The organism is Bradyrhizobium canariense (assembly GCF_018130465.1).
Taxonomy (GTDB): Bacteria; Pseudomonadota; Alphaproteobacteria; order Rhizobiales; family Xanthobacteraceae; genus Bradyrhizobium; species Bradyrhizobium canariense_C.
In genome coordinates, this window is the sequence record NZ_JAFCKJ010000015.1 from 14,257 (window position 1) to 30,616 (window position 16,360).

Annotated in this window: 15 protein-coding genes; 9 read left to right on the top strand and 6 right to left on the bottom strand. The window is 63.3% G+C overall.

All coding sequences use genetic code 11. The features are described 5' to 3' along the window. The first annotated feature begins 96 nt into the window (after positions 1–96). Complete coding sequence (locus JQ591_RS29545; protein ID WP_211399500.1) at positions 97–1,152, top strand: 2-oxoacid:ferredoxin oxidoreductase subunit beta; 1,056 nt, start codon at positions 97–99, stop codon at positions 1,150–1,152. A gap of 4 nt (positions 1,153–1,156) precedes the next feature. Here the strand turns inward: JQ591_RS29545 and JQ591_RS29550 are convergent, their stop codons facing one another. Beyond that, positions 1,157–1,600 carry a DUF4399 domain-containing protein gene (locus JQ591_RS29550; protein WP_211399501.1) on the bottom strand — a complete coding sequence of 148 codons (444 nt, stop codon included), beginning with the start codon at positions 1,598–1,600 and terminating at the stop codon, positions 1,157–1,159. Positions 1,601–1,617: 17 nt separating this feature from the next. Beyond that, positions 1,618–3,159: an SUMF1/EgtB/PvdO family nonheme iron enzyme gene (locus JQ591_RS29555; protein WP_211399502.1), complete on the bottom strand. Its 1,542-nt coding sequence runs from the start codon at positions 3,157–3,159 to the stop codon at positions 1,618–1,620. 307 nt (positions 3,160–3,466) lie between these two features. Here JQ591_RS29555 and JQ591_RS29560 point away from each other — a divergent pair, with 307 nt between their 5' ends. From JQ591_RS29560 to JQ591_RS29585, 6 genes are all read left to right on the top strand, one after another. After that, positions 3,467–4,087: a hypothetical protein gene (locus tag JQ591_RS29560; RefSeq protein WP_211399503.1), complete on the top strand. Its 621-nt coding sequence runs from the start codon at positions 3,467–3,469 to the stop codon at positions 4,085–4,087. A gap of 31 nt (positions 4,088–4,118) precedes the next feature. After that, positions 4,119–4,568: a DsrE family protein gene (locus JQ591_RS29565; protein ID WP_211399504.1), complete on the top strand. Its 450-nt coding sequence runs from the start codon at positions 4,119–4,121 to the stop codon at positions 4,566–4,568. 208 nt (positions 4,569–4,776) lie between these two features. After that, positions 4,777–5,100, top strand: a complete 324-nt coding sequence (locus tag JQ591_RS29570; RefSeq protein ID WP_211399505.1) for an ArsR/SmtB family transcription factor — start codon at positions 4,777–4,779, stop codon at positions 5,098–5,100. Continuing rightward, complete coding sequence (locus JQ591_RS29575) at positions 5,097–5,528, top strand: SRPBCC family protein (RefSeq protein ID WP_211399506.1); 432 nt, start codon at positions 5,097–5,099, stop codon at positions 5,526–5,528. The genes JQ591_RS29570 and JQ591_RS29575 overlap by 4 nt, the downstream gene beginning before the upstream one ends. 44 nt (positions 5,529–5,572) lie before the next feature. Continuing rightward, a complete protein-coding gene (locus JQ591_RS29580) occupies positions 5,573–5,797 on the top strand; it encodes a hypothetical protein (RefSeq protein WP_211399507.1) in 225 nt (74 codons plus the stop codon). Continuing rightward, positions 5,794–6,237, top strand: coding sequence for a DUF1801 domain-containing protein (locus JQ591_RS29585; protein WP_211399508.1), 444 nt, complete (start codon positions 5,794–5,796; stop codon positions 6,235–6,237). The genes JQ591_RS29580 and JQ591_RS29585 overlap by 4 nt, the downstream gene beginning before the upstream one ends. A gap of 215 nt (positions 6,238–6,452) precedes the next feature. On the opposite strand, the gene JQ591_RS29590 is transcribed toward JQ591_RS29585, so the two are convergent. From JQ591_RS29590 to JQ591_RS29605, 4 genes are all read right to left on the bottom strand, one after another. Then, on the bottom strand, positions 6,453–7,988 hold the full coding sequence (locus tag JQ591_RS29590; protein WP_211399509.1) for a SpoVR family protein: 1,536 nt from the start codon (positions 7,986–7,988) through the stop codon (positions 6,453–6,455). Next, positions 7,985–9,262: a YeaH/YhbH family protein gene (locus JQ591_RS29595; RefSeq protein WP_211399656.1), complete on the bottom strand. Its 1,278-nt coding sequence runs from the start codon at positions 9,260–9,262 to the stop codon at positions 7,985–7,987. The genes JQ591_RS29590 and JQ591_RS29595 overlap by 4 nt, the downstream gene beginning before the upstream one ends. 19 nt (positions 9,263–9,281) lie before the next feature. After that, positions 9,282–11,225 (bottom strand): PrkA family serine protein kinase, encoded by a 1,944-nt coding sequence (locus JQ591_RS29600; protein WP_211399510.1) that lies wholly within the window; start codon positions 11,223–11,225, stop codon positions 9,282–9,284. 299 nt (positions 11,226–11,524) lie between these two features. Beyond that, entirely contained in the window at positions 11,525–12,187 is a 663-nt protein-coding gene (locus JQ591_RS29605; protein WP_211399511.1) for an STM3941 family protein, read from the bottom strand. 307 nt (positions 12,188–12,494) lie between these two features. On the opposite strand from JQ591_RS29605, the gene JQ591_RS29610 reads away from it, so the two are divergent. Then, on the top strand, positions 12,495–15,344 hold the full coding sequence (locus tag JQ591_RS29610; RefSeq protein ID WP_211399512.1) for a bifunctional transaldolase/phosoglucose isomerase: 2,850 nt from the start codon (positions 12,495–12,497) through the stop codon (positions 15,342–15,344). 13 nt (positions 15,345–15,357) lie between these two features. After that, entirely contained in the window at positions 15,358–16,356 is a 999-nt protein-coding gene (gene gnd / locus JQ591_RS29615) for a phosphogluconate dehydrogenase (NAD(+)-dependent, decarboxylating) (protein WP_211399513.1), read from the top strand. The last annotated feature ends 4 nt before the right edge of the window (positions 16,357–16,360 follow it).

A 16,360-nucleotide genomic window follows, 5' to 3' on the forward strand; every position in this document is an offset into this window, starting at 1 on the left:
CTTGACCCGGGCATCCACGCCTTTCTTCCCTGCCACCGAGACGTGGATGGCCGGGACAAGCCCGGCCATGACGGCCTTGGAATCGCAGGTGCCCTGATGACCTACATTGCAAAGCCGAAATTCCACCATCCGGGCCTGAAGAAGAACGAGCTCGGCTACACCCATCGCGACTACGAGGGCAAGATCTCGACGCTGTGCGCCGGGTGCGGCCATGACTCGATCACGGCCTCGATCATCGAGGCCTGCTATGAGCTTTCGATCGAGCCGCACCGGGTGGCGAAGATCTCCGGCATCGGCTGCTCGTCGAAGACGCCGGACTATTTCCTCGGCAATTCGCACGGCTTCAACTCCGTGCACGGCCGCATGCCCTCGGTCCTGACCGGCGCCAACCTCGCCAATCGCGACCTGATCTATCTCGGCGTCTCCGGCGATGGCGATTCCGCCTCGATCGGTTTCGGCCAGTTCGCGCATTCGATCCGGCGCGGCGTCAACATGACCTATATCGTCGAGAACAACGGCGTCTACGGCCTGACCAAGGGCCAGTTCTCGGCGACCGCCGACCGCGGTTCGAAGTCCAAGAAGGGCGTCACCAACACCGACAACGCCATCGACCTCGTCGCGATCGCGCTGCAGCTCGGCGCCACCTTCGTCGCGCGCTCGTTCTCCGGCGACAAGACCCAGCTGGTGCCGCTGATCGCGGCTGCGATCGGCCACAAGGGCGCGTCGTTCATCGACGTCATCAGCCCCTGCATCGCCTTCAACAACCACGCCGGCTCGACCAAGAGCTTCGACTATGTCCGCGAGCACAATGACGCGGTGAACCGGCTCGACGTGCTGGTCGGCCGCGATCCGATCGCGGTGGATTACGCACCGGGCACGGTGCAAATGGTCGAGCAGCATGACGGCAGCAAGATCGCGCTGCGCAAGATCGACGCCGACTACGATCCGCATGACCGGCTCGGCGCCCAGACCTTCCTGCAAAAGCACGCCGCAAAGGGACAGATCGTCACCGGCCTGCTCTACGTCGATCCCGACGCGGATGATTTGCACGAGCATCTCAACACGGTCGAAACGCCGCTCAACACGCTGGAAGCGGACACGCTCTGCCCGGGTTCGGCCGCGCTGGACAAATTCAACGCCAGCCTGCGGTGATCGCCTACCGCGCCGTGACGGGCTGCCTGACGCGTACGGTGATCTTCTCCGACACGATGGGCGGCTCGAACGGATAGTGCTTGGCATCGCCCAGCACGAGTTGAAGCGTGTGCGTCCCGGGCGGAAGCTCGAGAAGCGTTTCGGTCTGCCCTGCCCCGAAATGCAGATGCGACTTGTCCTGCAGGATCGGCTCCTTGGGATCGACGGGGTCGTTGACGTCGATCAGCAAATGATGATGACCGGCGTTCTGATACTCGTCGCCGGCATGGGTCACTCCCATGTTGCGCAAGCCGAACCGGACCCAGAATCCGCCGCGGACCTTCTGCCCGTCATGCGGGGTGATGAAATAGAGCTTTGCGTCCTTGGGGGCTGCCTTGCCTTGCGAAAAGGCGACCCCCGGAAGCAATGCGAGCGCCGCCGCCAGCGCGACGCAACGAAGGATCTGCATCAAACCAACTCCTCCACTTAAGGACTGAGCGCCACGCGGAATCCGTGCGTCGGGTAACGAACATTGGTGTCGTAGCCATCGCGGTTGGACGGCCGGACATATCTCGAATCGTTCTTCCAGGAGCCCGAGCGCAGGACGTGAGCGCTGCAGTCCCCGCTGCTCCATGCCGAGCCGTCGCCGGGCGCGCCCTGATAGGTTTTGTGCCAGCAGTCCTCGACCCACTGATCGACACCGCCGCCCATGTCGTGGAGCCCGAACGGATTCGGCCTGAAGCTACCGACCTTCGCGGGCTGCTCGGCCGCGAGATCACCGCAATCCTTGCAACCGGCCATGCCCGGCTGCAGCTTGTCGCCCCACCAATATTTGGTCTGCGTTCCGCCCCGCGCGGCAAATTCCCATTCGGCTTCGCTCGGAAGCCGATAAGTCTTCTTCGTCGCCTGAGCGAGATAGGCCGCATATTGCTGCGCGTCTGTCCAGCTCACATTGCTGACTGGCGCTTCGTCCTTGCCGATGGCCGTGAAGCCGCACGCCTTTGCAGCGGCGCACTCGTTCCATTCCTGCACGGTCACCGGATATTTGCCGATCGAAAACGGCTTGACCGTAACCTGGTGGACCGGACGCTCGGTCGGGTCGTCATTGCTTCCCATCGCAAAGCTGCCGCCGCGAACGGCGACCATCTCGGGTTCGCGGACGGGAGTTGCCGATTGACTTGGACTTGGCGCCGGAGCGGGCGATGGAGGTGACGAAGCCGATGAGGGAGAAGGCTGCGGCGTCTGCGCCGCTTCGCGCGGCGGAGGCTGCGGGCTTGGTGATACGGCAGGAGAAGCGGCAGGGGAAGCGGCGGGCACGGCGGCCTGCTCGCTCACCCTGCCCGGCGGCTGCGCCAGCAGATACCACAGGACGCCGGCGGCAATCACCGACAGCGTGATTCCCAGGAGAAAGATCAGGGCATTCTCGCGCCGCCCCCGCGTCCCGCCGACGGCATCTGCATCCGGCAGCACGCGATAGACGCGCACGGGATCGGTGATGTTCTTGACTTTGCGGTCCCCGAGCGACTCGTAACCGCACACGACCTTGTGCTTGATCTGCTCGTAGATCGCGCCGGAGATATAGACTTGGCCTGGCTCGGCGATGCCCTCGATGCGCGTTGCGATGTTGACGCCATCGCCATAGACGTCGTCCGGCTCGACGATGACGTCACCGAGATTGACGCCAATCCGGTACTCGATCCGGGTATCCTTCGGAAGCGAGGCGTTGCGGCCGATGAGATTCTGCTGGATGACGATGCTGCATCGCACGGCCTCGACCGGACTGTCGAAAATCGCGATGAAGCCATCGCCCGTCGTCTTCACCAGACTTCCATGGTGCTCGACGATGCTCGGCTGGATGAGATCCCGCTCGATCCGCTTGACGCGGACGTGCGTGCCCTCCTCGTCAGCCTGCATCAGGCGGCTGTAGGAAGCGATGTCGCCGACAATGATGGCCGCGAGACGACGCGGCATTGGGCCGTGTGAGGGCGGCTCGTCATTCCCGGATCTGAAGTTGCGAATTTCGCCCATTGCGGGGGGACTCCACAAACTTGCAAAGGCAGGCCCCAGCCTACGACTGCCAAAGGCGATCGTCTGTGAACGCTATCACATCGATGAAATGGGGCAATGTCGCAGGAATCGCAGGCGTCGAGTTCCGGATGGCGAAGACGTCACATCGAATGAACCTTCATGACCCCACCGATGACTAATGCCCGGCGTGGAACTAATCACCTCGCTCCGCCCTGCGATGGTCATGTCAGGGATGTGCGAACGTTGAACGCGTTGCACCTGGGCCGCGTCTACAGCGTACAGCTCAGCTGCTGCACGCGAGGCCCTCATGAAGCTTTCTCTCTTTGCTGCCGTCTTCCTTGCCGCGCTCGGCGGCGCCGCCCACGCCGAGGAGGCCGACGATATCCGTGAGGCCAGCAAGGCCGAAGCCGAGACCTTCAACGCGCGCATCTACGGCGGCGCGCCGGGCAACAAGGCCTATGCCTGCTTCGTGCGGCGCTACGACGCCGAGCATCTGGCGCGTCATCCAAAGCAGAAGGTCGCCTCGATGAAGCTGCTGATCTCGGCGGAATTGGACACGGAAGACAAGCAGCTCCACAACTCCTTCCGCCTCGGCTTCAGATATCGTCACCGCTCCGGCGATTTCGACTCCAGCGGCTCCTGCCATCACGCCGTGTTCACCAAGGACGGCACCGAGGTCCGCCTCGGCTGCGGTGTCGACTGCGAGGGCGGCGGCATCGGCGTTGCGCTCTCAAAGGACGACAAATCGGCGATCGTGCGGCTGGCACGGGTCAGGGTCTGGCAGAACAACAAGCCGGATGACGACGCCGAGCAATCGCTGGTCGCCGGTGCCGACGACGGGATTTTCCGCCTAGATCGAACGGACAACAGGGAATGCGCCTCGCTCGTGACCGACCGCAAGGAACTCGCCGCGCTCCGCCACAAATGATATGTGTCCGGCGCAATCGAGGGAGATCGTCATGAACCGCCGGAACATCTTGTGGAGCGCCGTCTCGGCTTTGGGCGCGGCGCTCGGCGCCTCCCGCGCGAAGGCCGCGCCGGAAGCCGGTACGGGCGGCAAGCTGAAGGTGGTCTATCACCTGAGCGATGCCGAGAAGGTCCATTTCGTGCTCGGCAACATCCAGAACCACATCGACGGCGTCGGCGGTCCAGACCATGTGACGATCGCGCTGGTGATCCACGGGCCGGCGCTGAAGGCGTTTCACTGGGCGCAGGCCAACCCTGACATCAGCAAGCGCGTCGGCGATTTCTCCAAAGATGGCGTCGAGCTTGCCGCCTGCGGCAACACGATGAAGGCGCAGAACGTCACGCTCACGGATCTCTTGCCGGGCTTCGTCAGCGCGGAGAAGGGCGGCGTGGTCCGTTTGGCCGAGCTCCAGTCGCAGGGCTATCTCTATCTGCGGCCGTAGGTCCGCGAGAGGCACCGCCACATTCTCCGTCATTGCGAGCGCAGCGAAGCAGTCCCTCCGCGGAGGCAGGCTGGATTGCTTCGTCGCAAGGGCTCCTCGCAATGACGGCGGAGCGGGTTGCGCGCGAGGGCCCATCCTCGCATCGCGCTTGACTCATCCATAACTCCAGGGTTATGAGTATATCCATAACTTACAGGTTATGGATTTTATGTCCGCCGCTCACGACCTTCTGTTCAGGGCGCTCGCCGACCCCACCCGTCGGGCGATCTTCGAGCGTTTGTGCCGCGAGGGCGAACAGACGGTCGGGGCCCTGACAGCACTGTCGGGCGTTTCCCAGCCGGCGGTCTCAAAACATCTCGGCGCGCTGAAGCAGGCTGGCCTCGTGCGCGACCGGCATCAGGGACGGCAAACCCATTACAGCGCACAGCCCGGCGCGCTCAATCCGCTGATCGACTGGACCAGCCAGATGGCCGGGTTCTGGCAAAACCGGCTCGATGCGCTCGACGATCTCCTGAAGAGGATGGACCAATGAACGAAACTGCCGCCGACATGCGTTCTGTCGTCATCGAGCGCGAATTTGCCTTTCCGGCAGAGCGGATCTGGCGCGCGCTGACGCAGCCGCATCTGATCGAGGAATGGCTGATGAAGAACGACTTCAAGCCGACCGTCGGCCACCGCTTCAACCTTCGCGGCGAGTGGGGCGGCGTGCTGGACTGCGAGGTCCTCACCATCGAGCCGCAGAAGACGCTCGCCTACACCTGGAATTTCTCGCATGACGACGCGGCGTTCGATCTCAAGAGCGTCGTGACCTTCACGCTGACGCCGACGGGCGCGGGCACTCAGTTGCGCGTCGAGCAAGCCGGCTTCAGCCCGACGCAGAAGCAGGCTTTTGGCGGCGCGCATGCCGGCTGGAAGCAGTTTTTCGCCAAGCTAGACGAGCTGCTGGCAAAGGTGGACTAGCTCCGCCACCGGCCTTCATTCGATCATCTCAACAGGAGGTTTCATTGACCGGGAATATGTGGATTCGACAGATCCATCGCTGGCTGTCGCTCGCTTTCACGCTCGCCGTCATCGCCAACTTCGTCGCCATGACCATGCAGCTCCAGGCCGTGTGGATCGGCTTCCTCGCGCTCGTCCCGCTGATCCCGTTGCTCGCGACCGGGCTCTATATGTTCGCGCTGCCCTATCTCGGCCGGCGCGACGGCACGCGACAGGAGGCGAGATCGTGAAAAAGGCCGTGACCGCGACAAAGAGCAGCGCGAAGGACGCGAATGGGCCCTCGCCCTCCAGGCTGATCGACGGCAGGATCAAGGAACTCGGCGACTGGCGCGGCGAAATGCTCGGGCGAATCCGCGGCCTGATCAAGGAGGCCGATCCTGACGTCGTCGAGGAATGGAAATGGCGCGGCGTGCCGGTGTGGGAGCATGACGGCATCATCTGCACCGGCGAGACCTACAAGGCCGTGGTGAAGATGACGTTTGCCAAGGGCGCGGCACTGGACGATCCCGCGGGGCTGTTCAATTCCAGCCTCGAGGGAAATGTGCGGCGCGCGATCGATTTTCGCGAGGGCGAGAAGATCAATGAGAAGGCGTTGAAGGCACTCATCCGCGCAGCCGTGGCGTTGAACGCGTCCAAAGCCAAGAAGAAGCCGGCGAAGCTTTCCGGATAGAACAGCCGTTGTGGAGCCACGAACGCTTTCCTTCTCCCCTTGTGGGAGAAGGTGGCGCGAAGCGCCGGATGAGGGGTCTCTATCGACACGGGAAATGTGGAGAGATACCCCTCACCGCAGTGAGCTTGTGTCTCCCGGCGTCGCCGCCCTCTCCCGCAAGGGGCGAGGGCACATCAACGTGCATCTCGCCGTATTGCTCCGCATAGTCAGCAGCGTCAGGCCACCGCCGAGATCGGGCGCGGGCTCACGACATATTCGCGCAGCACCTTGTCGTTGGCATCGACCTCGATCAGCGCGACGTCGTAGGTCCAGAGATCGGCCAGATGCTGGAGCACGCGCTTGGCGTCGGTCTCGTTGAGCTGCGAGCCCTTGATGACATGGTGATGCAGGATCAGCCGCCGGTCGCCGGAGAGATCGACGTCGATCACCTCGATATTCGCGTCGATGTAGCCGACATCGTGCTGCCGTGCCAGCTCGCGCCGGACGCGGCGGAAGCCGCGCTCGTCGTGGATGGCGTCGACCCGGATGCCGGCGCGTTCCTCGGGATCGTCATGCAAGTGGAACATGCGGAGGTGCCGCATCAGCTTCGGACTCAGGAACTGGGCGATAAAACTCTCGTCGCGGTAGTTGGCCCAGACGTCGCGCAGCACGCCCATCACGTCGTTCTTGCCGGCGATATCCGGGAACCACTCACGGTCCTCGTCTTCCGGCCTGGTGACGATGCGCTCGATGTCCTGCATCATTGCGAAGCCGAGCGCATAGGGGTTGAAGCCGGAAAAGCGCTGGTCGTCGAATTCGGGCTGGAACACGACGTTGGTGTGCGACTGCAGGAATTCGAGAAAATTGCCGTCGCTGATGCGACCCTGCTGATGCAGCTTGGTCATGATGCGATAGTGGACGTAGGTTGCCGTCCCCTCGTTCATCACCTTGGTCTGGCTCTGCGGATAGAAATATTGCGCGATGTGGCGGACGATGCGCAACAGCTCGCGCTGCCAGGGCGCCAGCCGCGGCGCGCTCTTCTCGAGGAAATACAGCAAGTTCTCCTGCGGCAGGCCGAGCAGCTTGCGGCGGCGTTCGATGCTGATCGTTGACCGGGTCTTGCTCTTTCCTGCCGGCACGGTGCGCCAGAGGTCGTTGAAGACCTCCTCCTCGTGCTGGCGACGGCGCCCTGCCCGCTTCTCTTCGGCGCGAAGGTCGAGCTTCTTCTTGCCGGGATAGCGGTCGATCCCGTGCGACATCAGCGCATGCGCGGCATCCAGGGTGCGCTCGACCTCGACGCGGCCGTAGCGATCCTCGCATTGCATGACGTAGTTCTTGGCGAAATCCAGATAGTCCAGGATGCCGTCGGCGTCGGTCCACTGCTTGAACAGATAGTTGTTCTTGAAGAAGTGATTGTGCCCGAAGGCGGCGTGCGCGATCACCAGGGTCTGCATCGTCGCCGTGTTCTCCTCCATCAGATAGGAGATGCAGGGCGAGGAGTTGATCACGATCTCATAGGCGAGCCCCATGAGGCCCTTGCGATATGAGGCCTCGTGATACGCAAAGTGCTTTCCGAACGACCAGTGCTTGTAGAACAGCGGCATGCCGACCGACGAGTAGGCATCCAGCATCTGCTCGGCGGTGATCACCTCGATCTGGTTCGGATAGACGTCGAGCCCGAGATCTTTCGTCGCCACCTCCTCGCAGGCATCGGTGATGCGCTGCAAGGTGTGAAAATCCCAATCGGCGCCTTCGAACAAGCGTTCCGTCATGGAGCGGATTTCTCCTGGGAAGTTTCGCGGCGCTGGAACAGATCGTGGAACACCGGAAAAATCTCGCTGCGTTCGCTGACCTTGCGCATCGAGAGCGGTGCGCCGCTGTTGCGCAGGCGCTCGTAGAGGGTCCAGAGCGAGGAGTCGGACAGATCGAAGGCGCTGCCGCCGGACTCGCCGACCTCGAGATAGGCGAAGAACTGGCAGACCGGCAGGATCTTGTCGGTCAGCAGCATGCCCGTGAGCTCGCCGTCGGAATAGGAATTGTCGCCGTCGGAGGCTTGCGCGGCGTAGATATTCCAGTCCGACGGGCTGAAGCGTTCGCGCACGATCTCGTGCATTGCCTGCAGCGCGCTGGAGACCAGCGTGCCGCCGGAGGCCGGGCCGTAGAAGAAGGTCTGCTCGTCCACCTCCTCGGCGCGATCGGTGTGGCGGATGAAGACGATGTCGACATGCTTGTAGCGGCGCTTCAGGAACACGTAGAGCAGCATGTAGAAGCGCTTGGCGAGATCCTTCATGTGCTCGGACATCGAGCCCGACACGTCCATGAGGCAGAACATCACGGCCTGGGCAACGGGCTTGGGCACCGTCTCGAAGCGGCGGTAGCGGATGTCGAGTGGATCGATGAAGGGAATGCGCTTGGTCTTCGCTTTCAGCTTTTCGAGCTGGGCCAGCAGCACCAGACGCTCGTCCTCATCCGCGCATGCGGCGATGGCGGATTCCAGCTCTTCGATCTCTTCCTTGCTGGGGCGCTTGAGCGCGATACGGCGCGCCATTGCGCGCCGAACCGTCCGGCTCACCGAGATGTTGGATGGCGAGCCCGACGTGGTGTAGCCGGCGCGCTGGATGCCCTCGCTCTCGGTGTGCGCGATCTTGCGCTTGGCAAGGTCGGGCAGCTCGAGATCGTCGAGGAAGAGATCGACGAATTCGTCGCGGCTCAGCACGAAGCGGAAGGCGTCCTCGCTGTCGCCTTCGCCTGGACCAGAGTCCTTGGCGCTGCCCTGCCCGGAACGCTGGAGATAGTCGCCCTCGATGAACTTCTTGTTCCCGGGCAACACCATATCACGGGTTCCGCCGTCGCGGCGGAAACGCGGCTCGTGCATGCCGTCGAGCGGGATCGTGACTTCGCCACCCTCCAGGACGTCCTTGATGTCGCGTTCCTGCGAGGTCTTCTTGACGGCGCCCTGCACCAGGGATTTGGCCCGACGCAAGAACCGCTGCCGGTTCTCGAGACTCTTGCCGCCTGGATTCAGGCGCCTGTCAATAATGTGAATCGGCACTTTTCCATCCGCCTCAACCGGCCTGCTTCACGCGCATGTACCATTCGACGAGCCGGCGAACCTGACGCTCGGTGTAGCCACGCTCCACCATGCGTGCGACGAACTCGCCGTGCTTCTTCTCCGTCTCGCCGTCCTTCTTCGACCCGAAGGAGATGACCGGAAGCAGATCCTCGACTTGGGAGAATATCCGCTTTTCGATCACATCGCGAATCTTCTCGTAGGAGATCCAGGTCGGATTCTTGCCACCGTTCTGGGCGCGGGACCGTAACGAGAATTTGACCACCTCGTTGCGGAAATCCTTCGGGTTGGCGATACCCGCCGGCTTCTCGATCTTGGTCAATTCCTGGTTCAAGAGTTCGCGATCAAGCAGCTGGCCGGTGTCGGCGTCCTTAAAATCCTGGTCCTCGATCCAGGCATCGGCGTAGTCGACGTAGCGGTCGAACAGGTTCTGGCCGTAATCCGAGTAGGATTCGAGATAAGCCTTCTGGATCTCGTTGCCGATGAACTCGGCATAACGCGGTGCAAGGTCCGCCTTGATGAATTCGAGGTAGCGCTTCTCGACCTCCTCGGGCAGCTGCTCGCGCTTGATCGACTGCTCCAGCGCGTACATCAGATGCACGGCGTCGGCGGCGACCTCCTGCGGATCGTGGTTGAAGGTGGCAGCCAGGATCTTGAAGGCAAAGCGGGTGGAAACACCGTCCATGCCCTCGTCGACGCCGGCGGCCTCGCGATATTCCTGGACGCTGCGCGCCTTCGGATCGGTCTCCTTCAGGCTCTCGCCGTCGTAAACCCTCATCTTGGCGTACGTCGTCGAATTCTCGTGCTTGCGCAGGCGCGACATCACCGAGAACCGCGCCAGCGTCTCCAGCGTCGAGGGCGCGCAAGGCGCGGCCGCGAGCTCGGAACCCTGGATCAGCTTCTCGTAGATCTTCTGCTCTTCCGTGATCCGCAGGCAATAAGGCACCTTGATCACGCAGATGCGGTCGATGAAGGCCTCGTTGTTCTTGTTGGCCTTGAAGCTCGACCACTCGGCCTCGTTGGAGTGCGCGAGGATGACGCCGGTGAACGGGATCGCGCCGATGTTCTCGGTGCCGATGTAGTTGCCTTCCTGCGTCGCGGTGAGCAGCGGGTGCAGCATCTTGATCGGCGCCTTGAACATCTCGACGAACTCGAGCACGCCCTGGTTGGCGCGGTTGAGGCCGCCGGAATAGCTGTAGGCGTCGGGATCGTTCTGCGCGTAGGTCTCGAGCATGCGGATATCGACCTTGCCGACCAGCGAGGAGATGTCCTGGTTGTTCTCGTCACCCGGCTCGGTCTTGGCGATCCCGATCTGGCGCAGCCGCGACGGCTGGATTTTTGCGACCCGAAACTGGGAAATATCGCCACCGAAGGCTTCCAGCCGCTTGTAGCACCACGGGCTCATCAGGCCGGTGAGACGACGGCGCGGAATGCCGTATTTCTCTTCCAGCATCGGGCCGAGCTGATCCGGATCGAACAGGCTGAGCGGGCTTTCGAACACGGGCGAGAGTTCATCGCCGGCCTTGAGCACGTAGATTGGATGCACTTCCATCAGCGACTTCAGCCGCTCGGCGAGCGAGGATTTGCCGCCGCCGACCGGGCCGAGCAAATAGAGGATCTGCTTGCGCTCCTCGAGGCCCTGCGCCGCGTGACGGAAGAAACCGACGATGCGCTCGATGGTTTCTTCCATGCCGTAGAAGCCGGCGAAGGCCGGATAGGTGCGGATCGTGCGGTTCAAAAAAATACGGCCAAGGCGTGGGTCCTTGGCCGTGTCAATCGTCTGAGGCTCACCGATCGCTGCTAGCAGTCGTTCGGCCGCGTTCGCGTATTTCATGGGATCGCTTCGACACGATTCCAGATATTCCGCCATCGACATGTCGTGTTGGCTTCTCGCCTCGAACGACTTAGCGAAAGCGTTGAATAGAGAATCGTTATACATGATCCCTCTCCGCGTGAGTTCCGCTACACAACTGAACGAAAGCAGCGACTGGACCGTTCCTTAGCGCCACTCTCGAATCAGCGTGAGCACATGACGATCATTCGACACCCGGGCGCCTTCTCGGCGCAACGCACAACGTAGGCACAGGGTGAGTTACGAACAGGCACCTGCCTGATATTTGAGCGAATCTCCGTCTATATTGGCTCATTTCCAGAAAATGTCACTCGCTCGCAACATCCGGGCGTTACCGGGTATGAGTCCGTCCGGCGCCGCAGCATAGCGGTCTGCGAACGGCGATCTTATGACGCTTGTACGGCGAAGCCTTGCGTGCTGCGTTCATCTTCCTGCTGCAATGCGGTGCGTGGACCGGCGGCAGCGTGACAGTCCCGGCAAGCGCGCAGCAGTGTATCAAAATCGGTCGCCAGGCCCTCCGACCGGATGACAACCCGGCCGTTCCGCCGATCGTCCTGCGCACAACGGGTCAAGCCGCGGATGGTGCAGAGCTGCCGCTGCAAGGCCGGCGTCGGGGTCAGCACGATCATCTTGCGCCCGCGGCATTCTTCAGCCGAAATCTCCGCGATCGAGTCCCACAGCAGAAATTCATTGCCGATGCGGAGATCGCGAATGCCGTAGGGGGTGACGATCACCACCGGTCCCCGTTCGGAGGGGAGCATCCAGATCAGCCGACTGGTCATCAGGGCGAACACCACGACGCCGGCATAGCCGACCGTCGTATCGTAATCGCCAAGAGCGTTCCACCAGTCCAAGGCGAGGGTTGCGCTGAGCAGCGTCATGGCGAAGCCCGCTACGACCAGCAGCCGCAGTTGGGTCGTACATGGACCGATTTCGAGATCGTGGGACGCATCGACGCATCCGGCCGACATGACCGATTGCGGGCTGTCTGTGACGGCGAGCGCCAGGCCGTCATGATGTGCGTGCATGCTTTCCCCCAGCATGGCCATTCGCGACCGAGCCACGATGCATCAGGCGGACCGGAATCCGCTGATGGTACTCCGCACAGCCACTAGCGGCGAGGCGAAGCAGCTGACGTTACGCAACGAGGCCCCGGCCGATTCCTCACGGCCAACGACTTTTTACGCAACTCGGCTCCTTCTACGCGGATCGCCATGACCGCGACGGAGTTACACTGGAGGGTATGACGCCCATACCCTTGATTGGTTCCCTCAAGGAAGCATGTAAGCTAGAGGATAGCGCGTCAGGACCGGCGCGGAAACCCCTCGCCCGCAGGCTTGGAGATAAATAAGCATCATGAATCCCGTCAAAGAACTGGAAAAGCACGGACAAGCCGTCTGGCTGGACTTCCTGGCCCGTGGCTTCATCGCCAAGGGCGACCTGAAGCGGCTGATCGACACCGACGGCGTCAAGGGCGTCACCTCCAATCCCTCGATCTTCGAGAAAGCGATCGGCAGCTCGGACGAGTACGACGCGCCGATCGGCAAGGCGCTGAAGCGCGGCGATCGGTCGGTCGCCGACCTGTTCGAGGCTGTCGCGGTCGAGGACATCCAGAACGCCGCCGACGTGCTGCGCCCGGTCTATGACCGCCTCAAGGGCGGCGACGGCTATGTCAGCCTGGAAGTCTCGCCCTATCTGGCGATGGACACCGCCGGCACGGTCGCCGAGGCACGGCGGCTCTGGAAGGACGTCGACCGCAAGAACCTGATGGTGAAGGTGCCGGCGACGCCGGAGGGCCTGCCGGCGATCGAGCAGCTCATCGGCGACGGCATCAGCATCAACATCACGCTGTTGTTCTCCAAGGACGTCTATCTGCAAGTCGCCGAGGCCTATCTCGCCGGTCTGGAGACATACGTCGCTGGTGGCGGCGACCCCTCGCATGTGGCCAGCGTGGCGAGCTTTTTCGTCAGCCGCATCGACTCGGTGGTCGACAAGCAGCTCGACGAGAAGATCGCCCGCGCCAACGATCCGAGCGAGAAGGAACGGCTCGCCGCGCTGAAGGGCAAGGTCGCGATCGCCAACGCCAAGGTCGCCTACCAGGATTACAAGCGCCTGTTCTCGGGTCCCCGCTGGGACAAGCTCGCGGCCAAGGGCGCCAAACCGCAGCGCATGCTGTGGGCCTCGACCGGCACCAAGAACAAGGACTACAGCGACGTTCTCTATGTCGAGGAATTGATCGGTCCCGACACCATCAACACCGTGCCGCCCGCGACACTGGATGCGTTCCGCGACCACGGCACGCCGCGCGACAGCCTGGAAGAAAATGTCGACGATGCCCGCCGCGTGCTGGAAGAACTGGAGCGCTCCGGCGTCTCGCTCGATGCCATCACCGAGGAGCTCGTCAAGGACGGCGTCAAGCAGTTTGCGGACGCCGCCGACAAGCTCTATGGCGCGGTCGCCCACAAGCGCGCCACCGTGCTCGGGCCCGCGATCGACCGCCAGCTTCTCTCGCTCGGCGACGGTCTCGGCAAGGCCGTGGCCAAGAGCACCGAGGAATGGCGCGCGTCGGCAAAGATCCGCAGGCTGTGGCAGCGCGACAAATCGGTCTGGACCGGCACCGACGAGGACAAATGGCTCGGCTGGCTCGACAGCGCCGCCAAGGCCGACGTCGCCGACTACGAGGATTATGCAAGCCGCGTGAAGGGCCAGAAGTTCTCCGACGCCGTCGTGCTCGGCATGGGCGGGTCCAGCCTCGGCCCCGAGGTGCTGGCCGAGACGTTCGCACGGAAGTCCGGCTTCCCGAAGCTGCACGTGCTGGATTCCACCGATCCGGCGCAGGTGCGGGCGATGGAGGCCAGAATCGACATCGCCAACACCGTGTTCATCGTCTCCAGCAAGTCCGGCGGCACCACCGAACCGAATGCGATGAAGGATTATTTCCACGCGCGCGTCGCGCAGGCGGTCGGGCCGAAGGTCAAGACCGGCCATCGCTTCATCGCGGTCACCGATCCCGGATCGTCGCTGGAGAAGGCGGCGAAGACGCTGAACTATGCGCGCATCTTCCACGGCGAGCCCTCCATCGGTGGACGCTACTCGGTGCTCTCGCCGTTCGGCCTCGTGCCGGCGGCAACCGCGGGCATCGATATCAAGACCTTCGTCAAGCACGCGCTTGCGATGGCCCGCTCCTGCGGACCCGACGTGCCGCCAGCCGAGAACCCGGGCGTGCAGCTCGGCCTTGCCATGGGCCTCGCGGCGCTCGAAGGCCGCGACAAGGTGACGATCCTGTCGTCGAAGAAGATTGCCGATTTCGGCGCCTGGGCCGAACAGCTCATCGCGGAATCGACCGGCAAGGATGGCAAGGGCCTGATCCCGATCGACGGCGAGCCGCTGGGCGAGCCCGCGATCTACGGCAATGACCGGCTCTTCATCGACATCCGGATCGAGGGCGAAGCCGACGCCGCCCATGACTCGAAGCTTGCCGCGGTCGAAGCGGCCGGTCATCCCGTCGTGCGCATCGTGATGAAGTCGATCGACCATCTCGGCCAGGAGTTCTTCCGCTTCGAGATGGCGACGGCGGTGGCGGGCAGCATCCTCGGCATCAACCCGTTCGACCAGCCGGACGTGGAAGCGGCCAAGATCAAGACCCGAGAGCTCACCGCGTCGTTCGAAAGGACTGGCGTGCTGCCGGCCGAGCAGCCGGTGGTCAGCACCGCAGACGCCGATCTCTATACCGACGAGACCAATGCCGCGGCCCTGCGCGCCGCCGGCGCCAACGGCGATCTCACCTCATGGCTGAAGGCGCATCTGTCGCGCTCCAACCATGGCGATTATGTCGCCCTGCTCGGCTACATCGCGCGCGACAAGGCGACGATCGACGCACTGCAGACCATGCGGCTCGAAGTGCGCGAGAAGCGACATGTCGCAACCTGCGCCGAGTTCGGACCGCGCTTCCTGCACTCCACCGGGCAAGCCTACAAGGGCGGGCCCGACAGCGGCGTGTTCCTGCAGATCACCGCCGACGATGCCAAGGACTTGCCCGTGCCGGGCCAGAAGGCCAGCTTCGGTGTCATCAAGGCCGCGCAGGCGCGCGGCGACTTCGACGTGCTCACCGAGCGCGGCCGGCGCGCGCTGCGGGTCCACCTGAAGGGCGGGCTCAAGAAAGGTCTCGCGGCGCTCAACGCCGCGCTCACGGACGCACTGAACTAAGGGAATCTCTCAGATGCAACTCGGCATGATCGGCCTCGGCCGGATGGGCGGCAACATCGTTCGCCGGCTGATGCGCCACGGCCATTCGACCGTGGTCTACGACAAGGACGCCAAGGCCGTCGCGGGCCTTGCCGCAGACGGTGCGACTGGTTCGGCGACGCTCGAGGAGTTCATTGCGAAACTGGAGCGGCCGCGCGCGGCCTGGGTGATGCTGCCCGCGGGGCGCATCACCGAGATGACGATCGACACGATCGCGGGCGCGATGCAGGAAGGCGACGTCATCATCGACGGCGGCAACACGTTCTGGCAGGACGACGTCCGTCGCGGCAAGGCGCTGAAGGAGCGCGGCATCCACTATGTCGACGTCGGCACCTCCGGCGGCGTCTGGGGCCTCGACCGCGGCTATTGCATGATGATCGGCGGCGAGAAACAGGTGGTCGATCGGCTCGATCCGATCTTCGCCGCGCTCGCGCCAGGCGCCGGCGACATTCCACGCACGGAGGGACGTGAGGGGCGCGATCCCCGCATCGAGCAGGGCTACATCCATGCCGGCCCTGTCGGCGCCGGGCATTTCGTCAAGATGATCCACAACGGCATCGAATACGGCCTGATGCAGGCCTATGCCGAAGGCTTCGACATCCTCAAGAACGCCAATATCGAGGCGCTGCCCGCGGATCATCGCTACGACTTCGATCTGGCCGACGTCGCCGAGGTGTGGCGGCGCGGCAGCGTGATCCCGTCCTGGCTGCTCGACCTTACGTCAACCGCGCTCGCGGATAGCCCTGCACTGGCGGAATATTCCGGCTTCGTCGAGGATTCCGGCGAAGGACGCTGGACCGTGAATGCGGCAATCGACGAGGCCGTGCCGGCCGAAGTCCTGACCGCGGCGCTCTACACACGTTTCCGTTCCCGTCGGGAACACACCTTCGCCGAAAAAATTCTCTCCGCGATGCGTGCGGGATTTGGCGGCCACAAGGAGCCGAAGCAGCCGGGCGCTTCGAAACCCAAATAAGAAC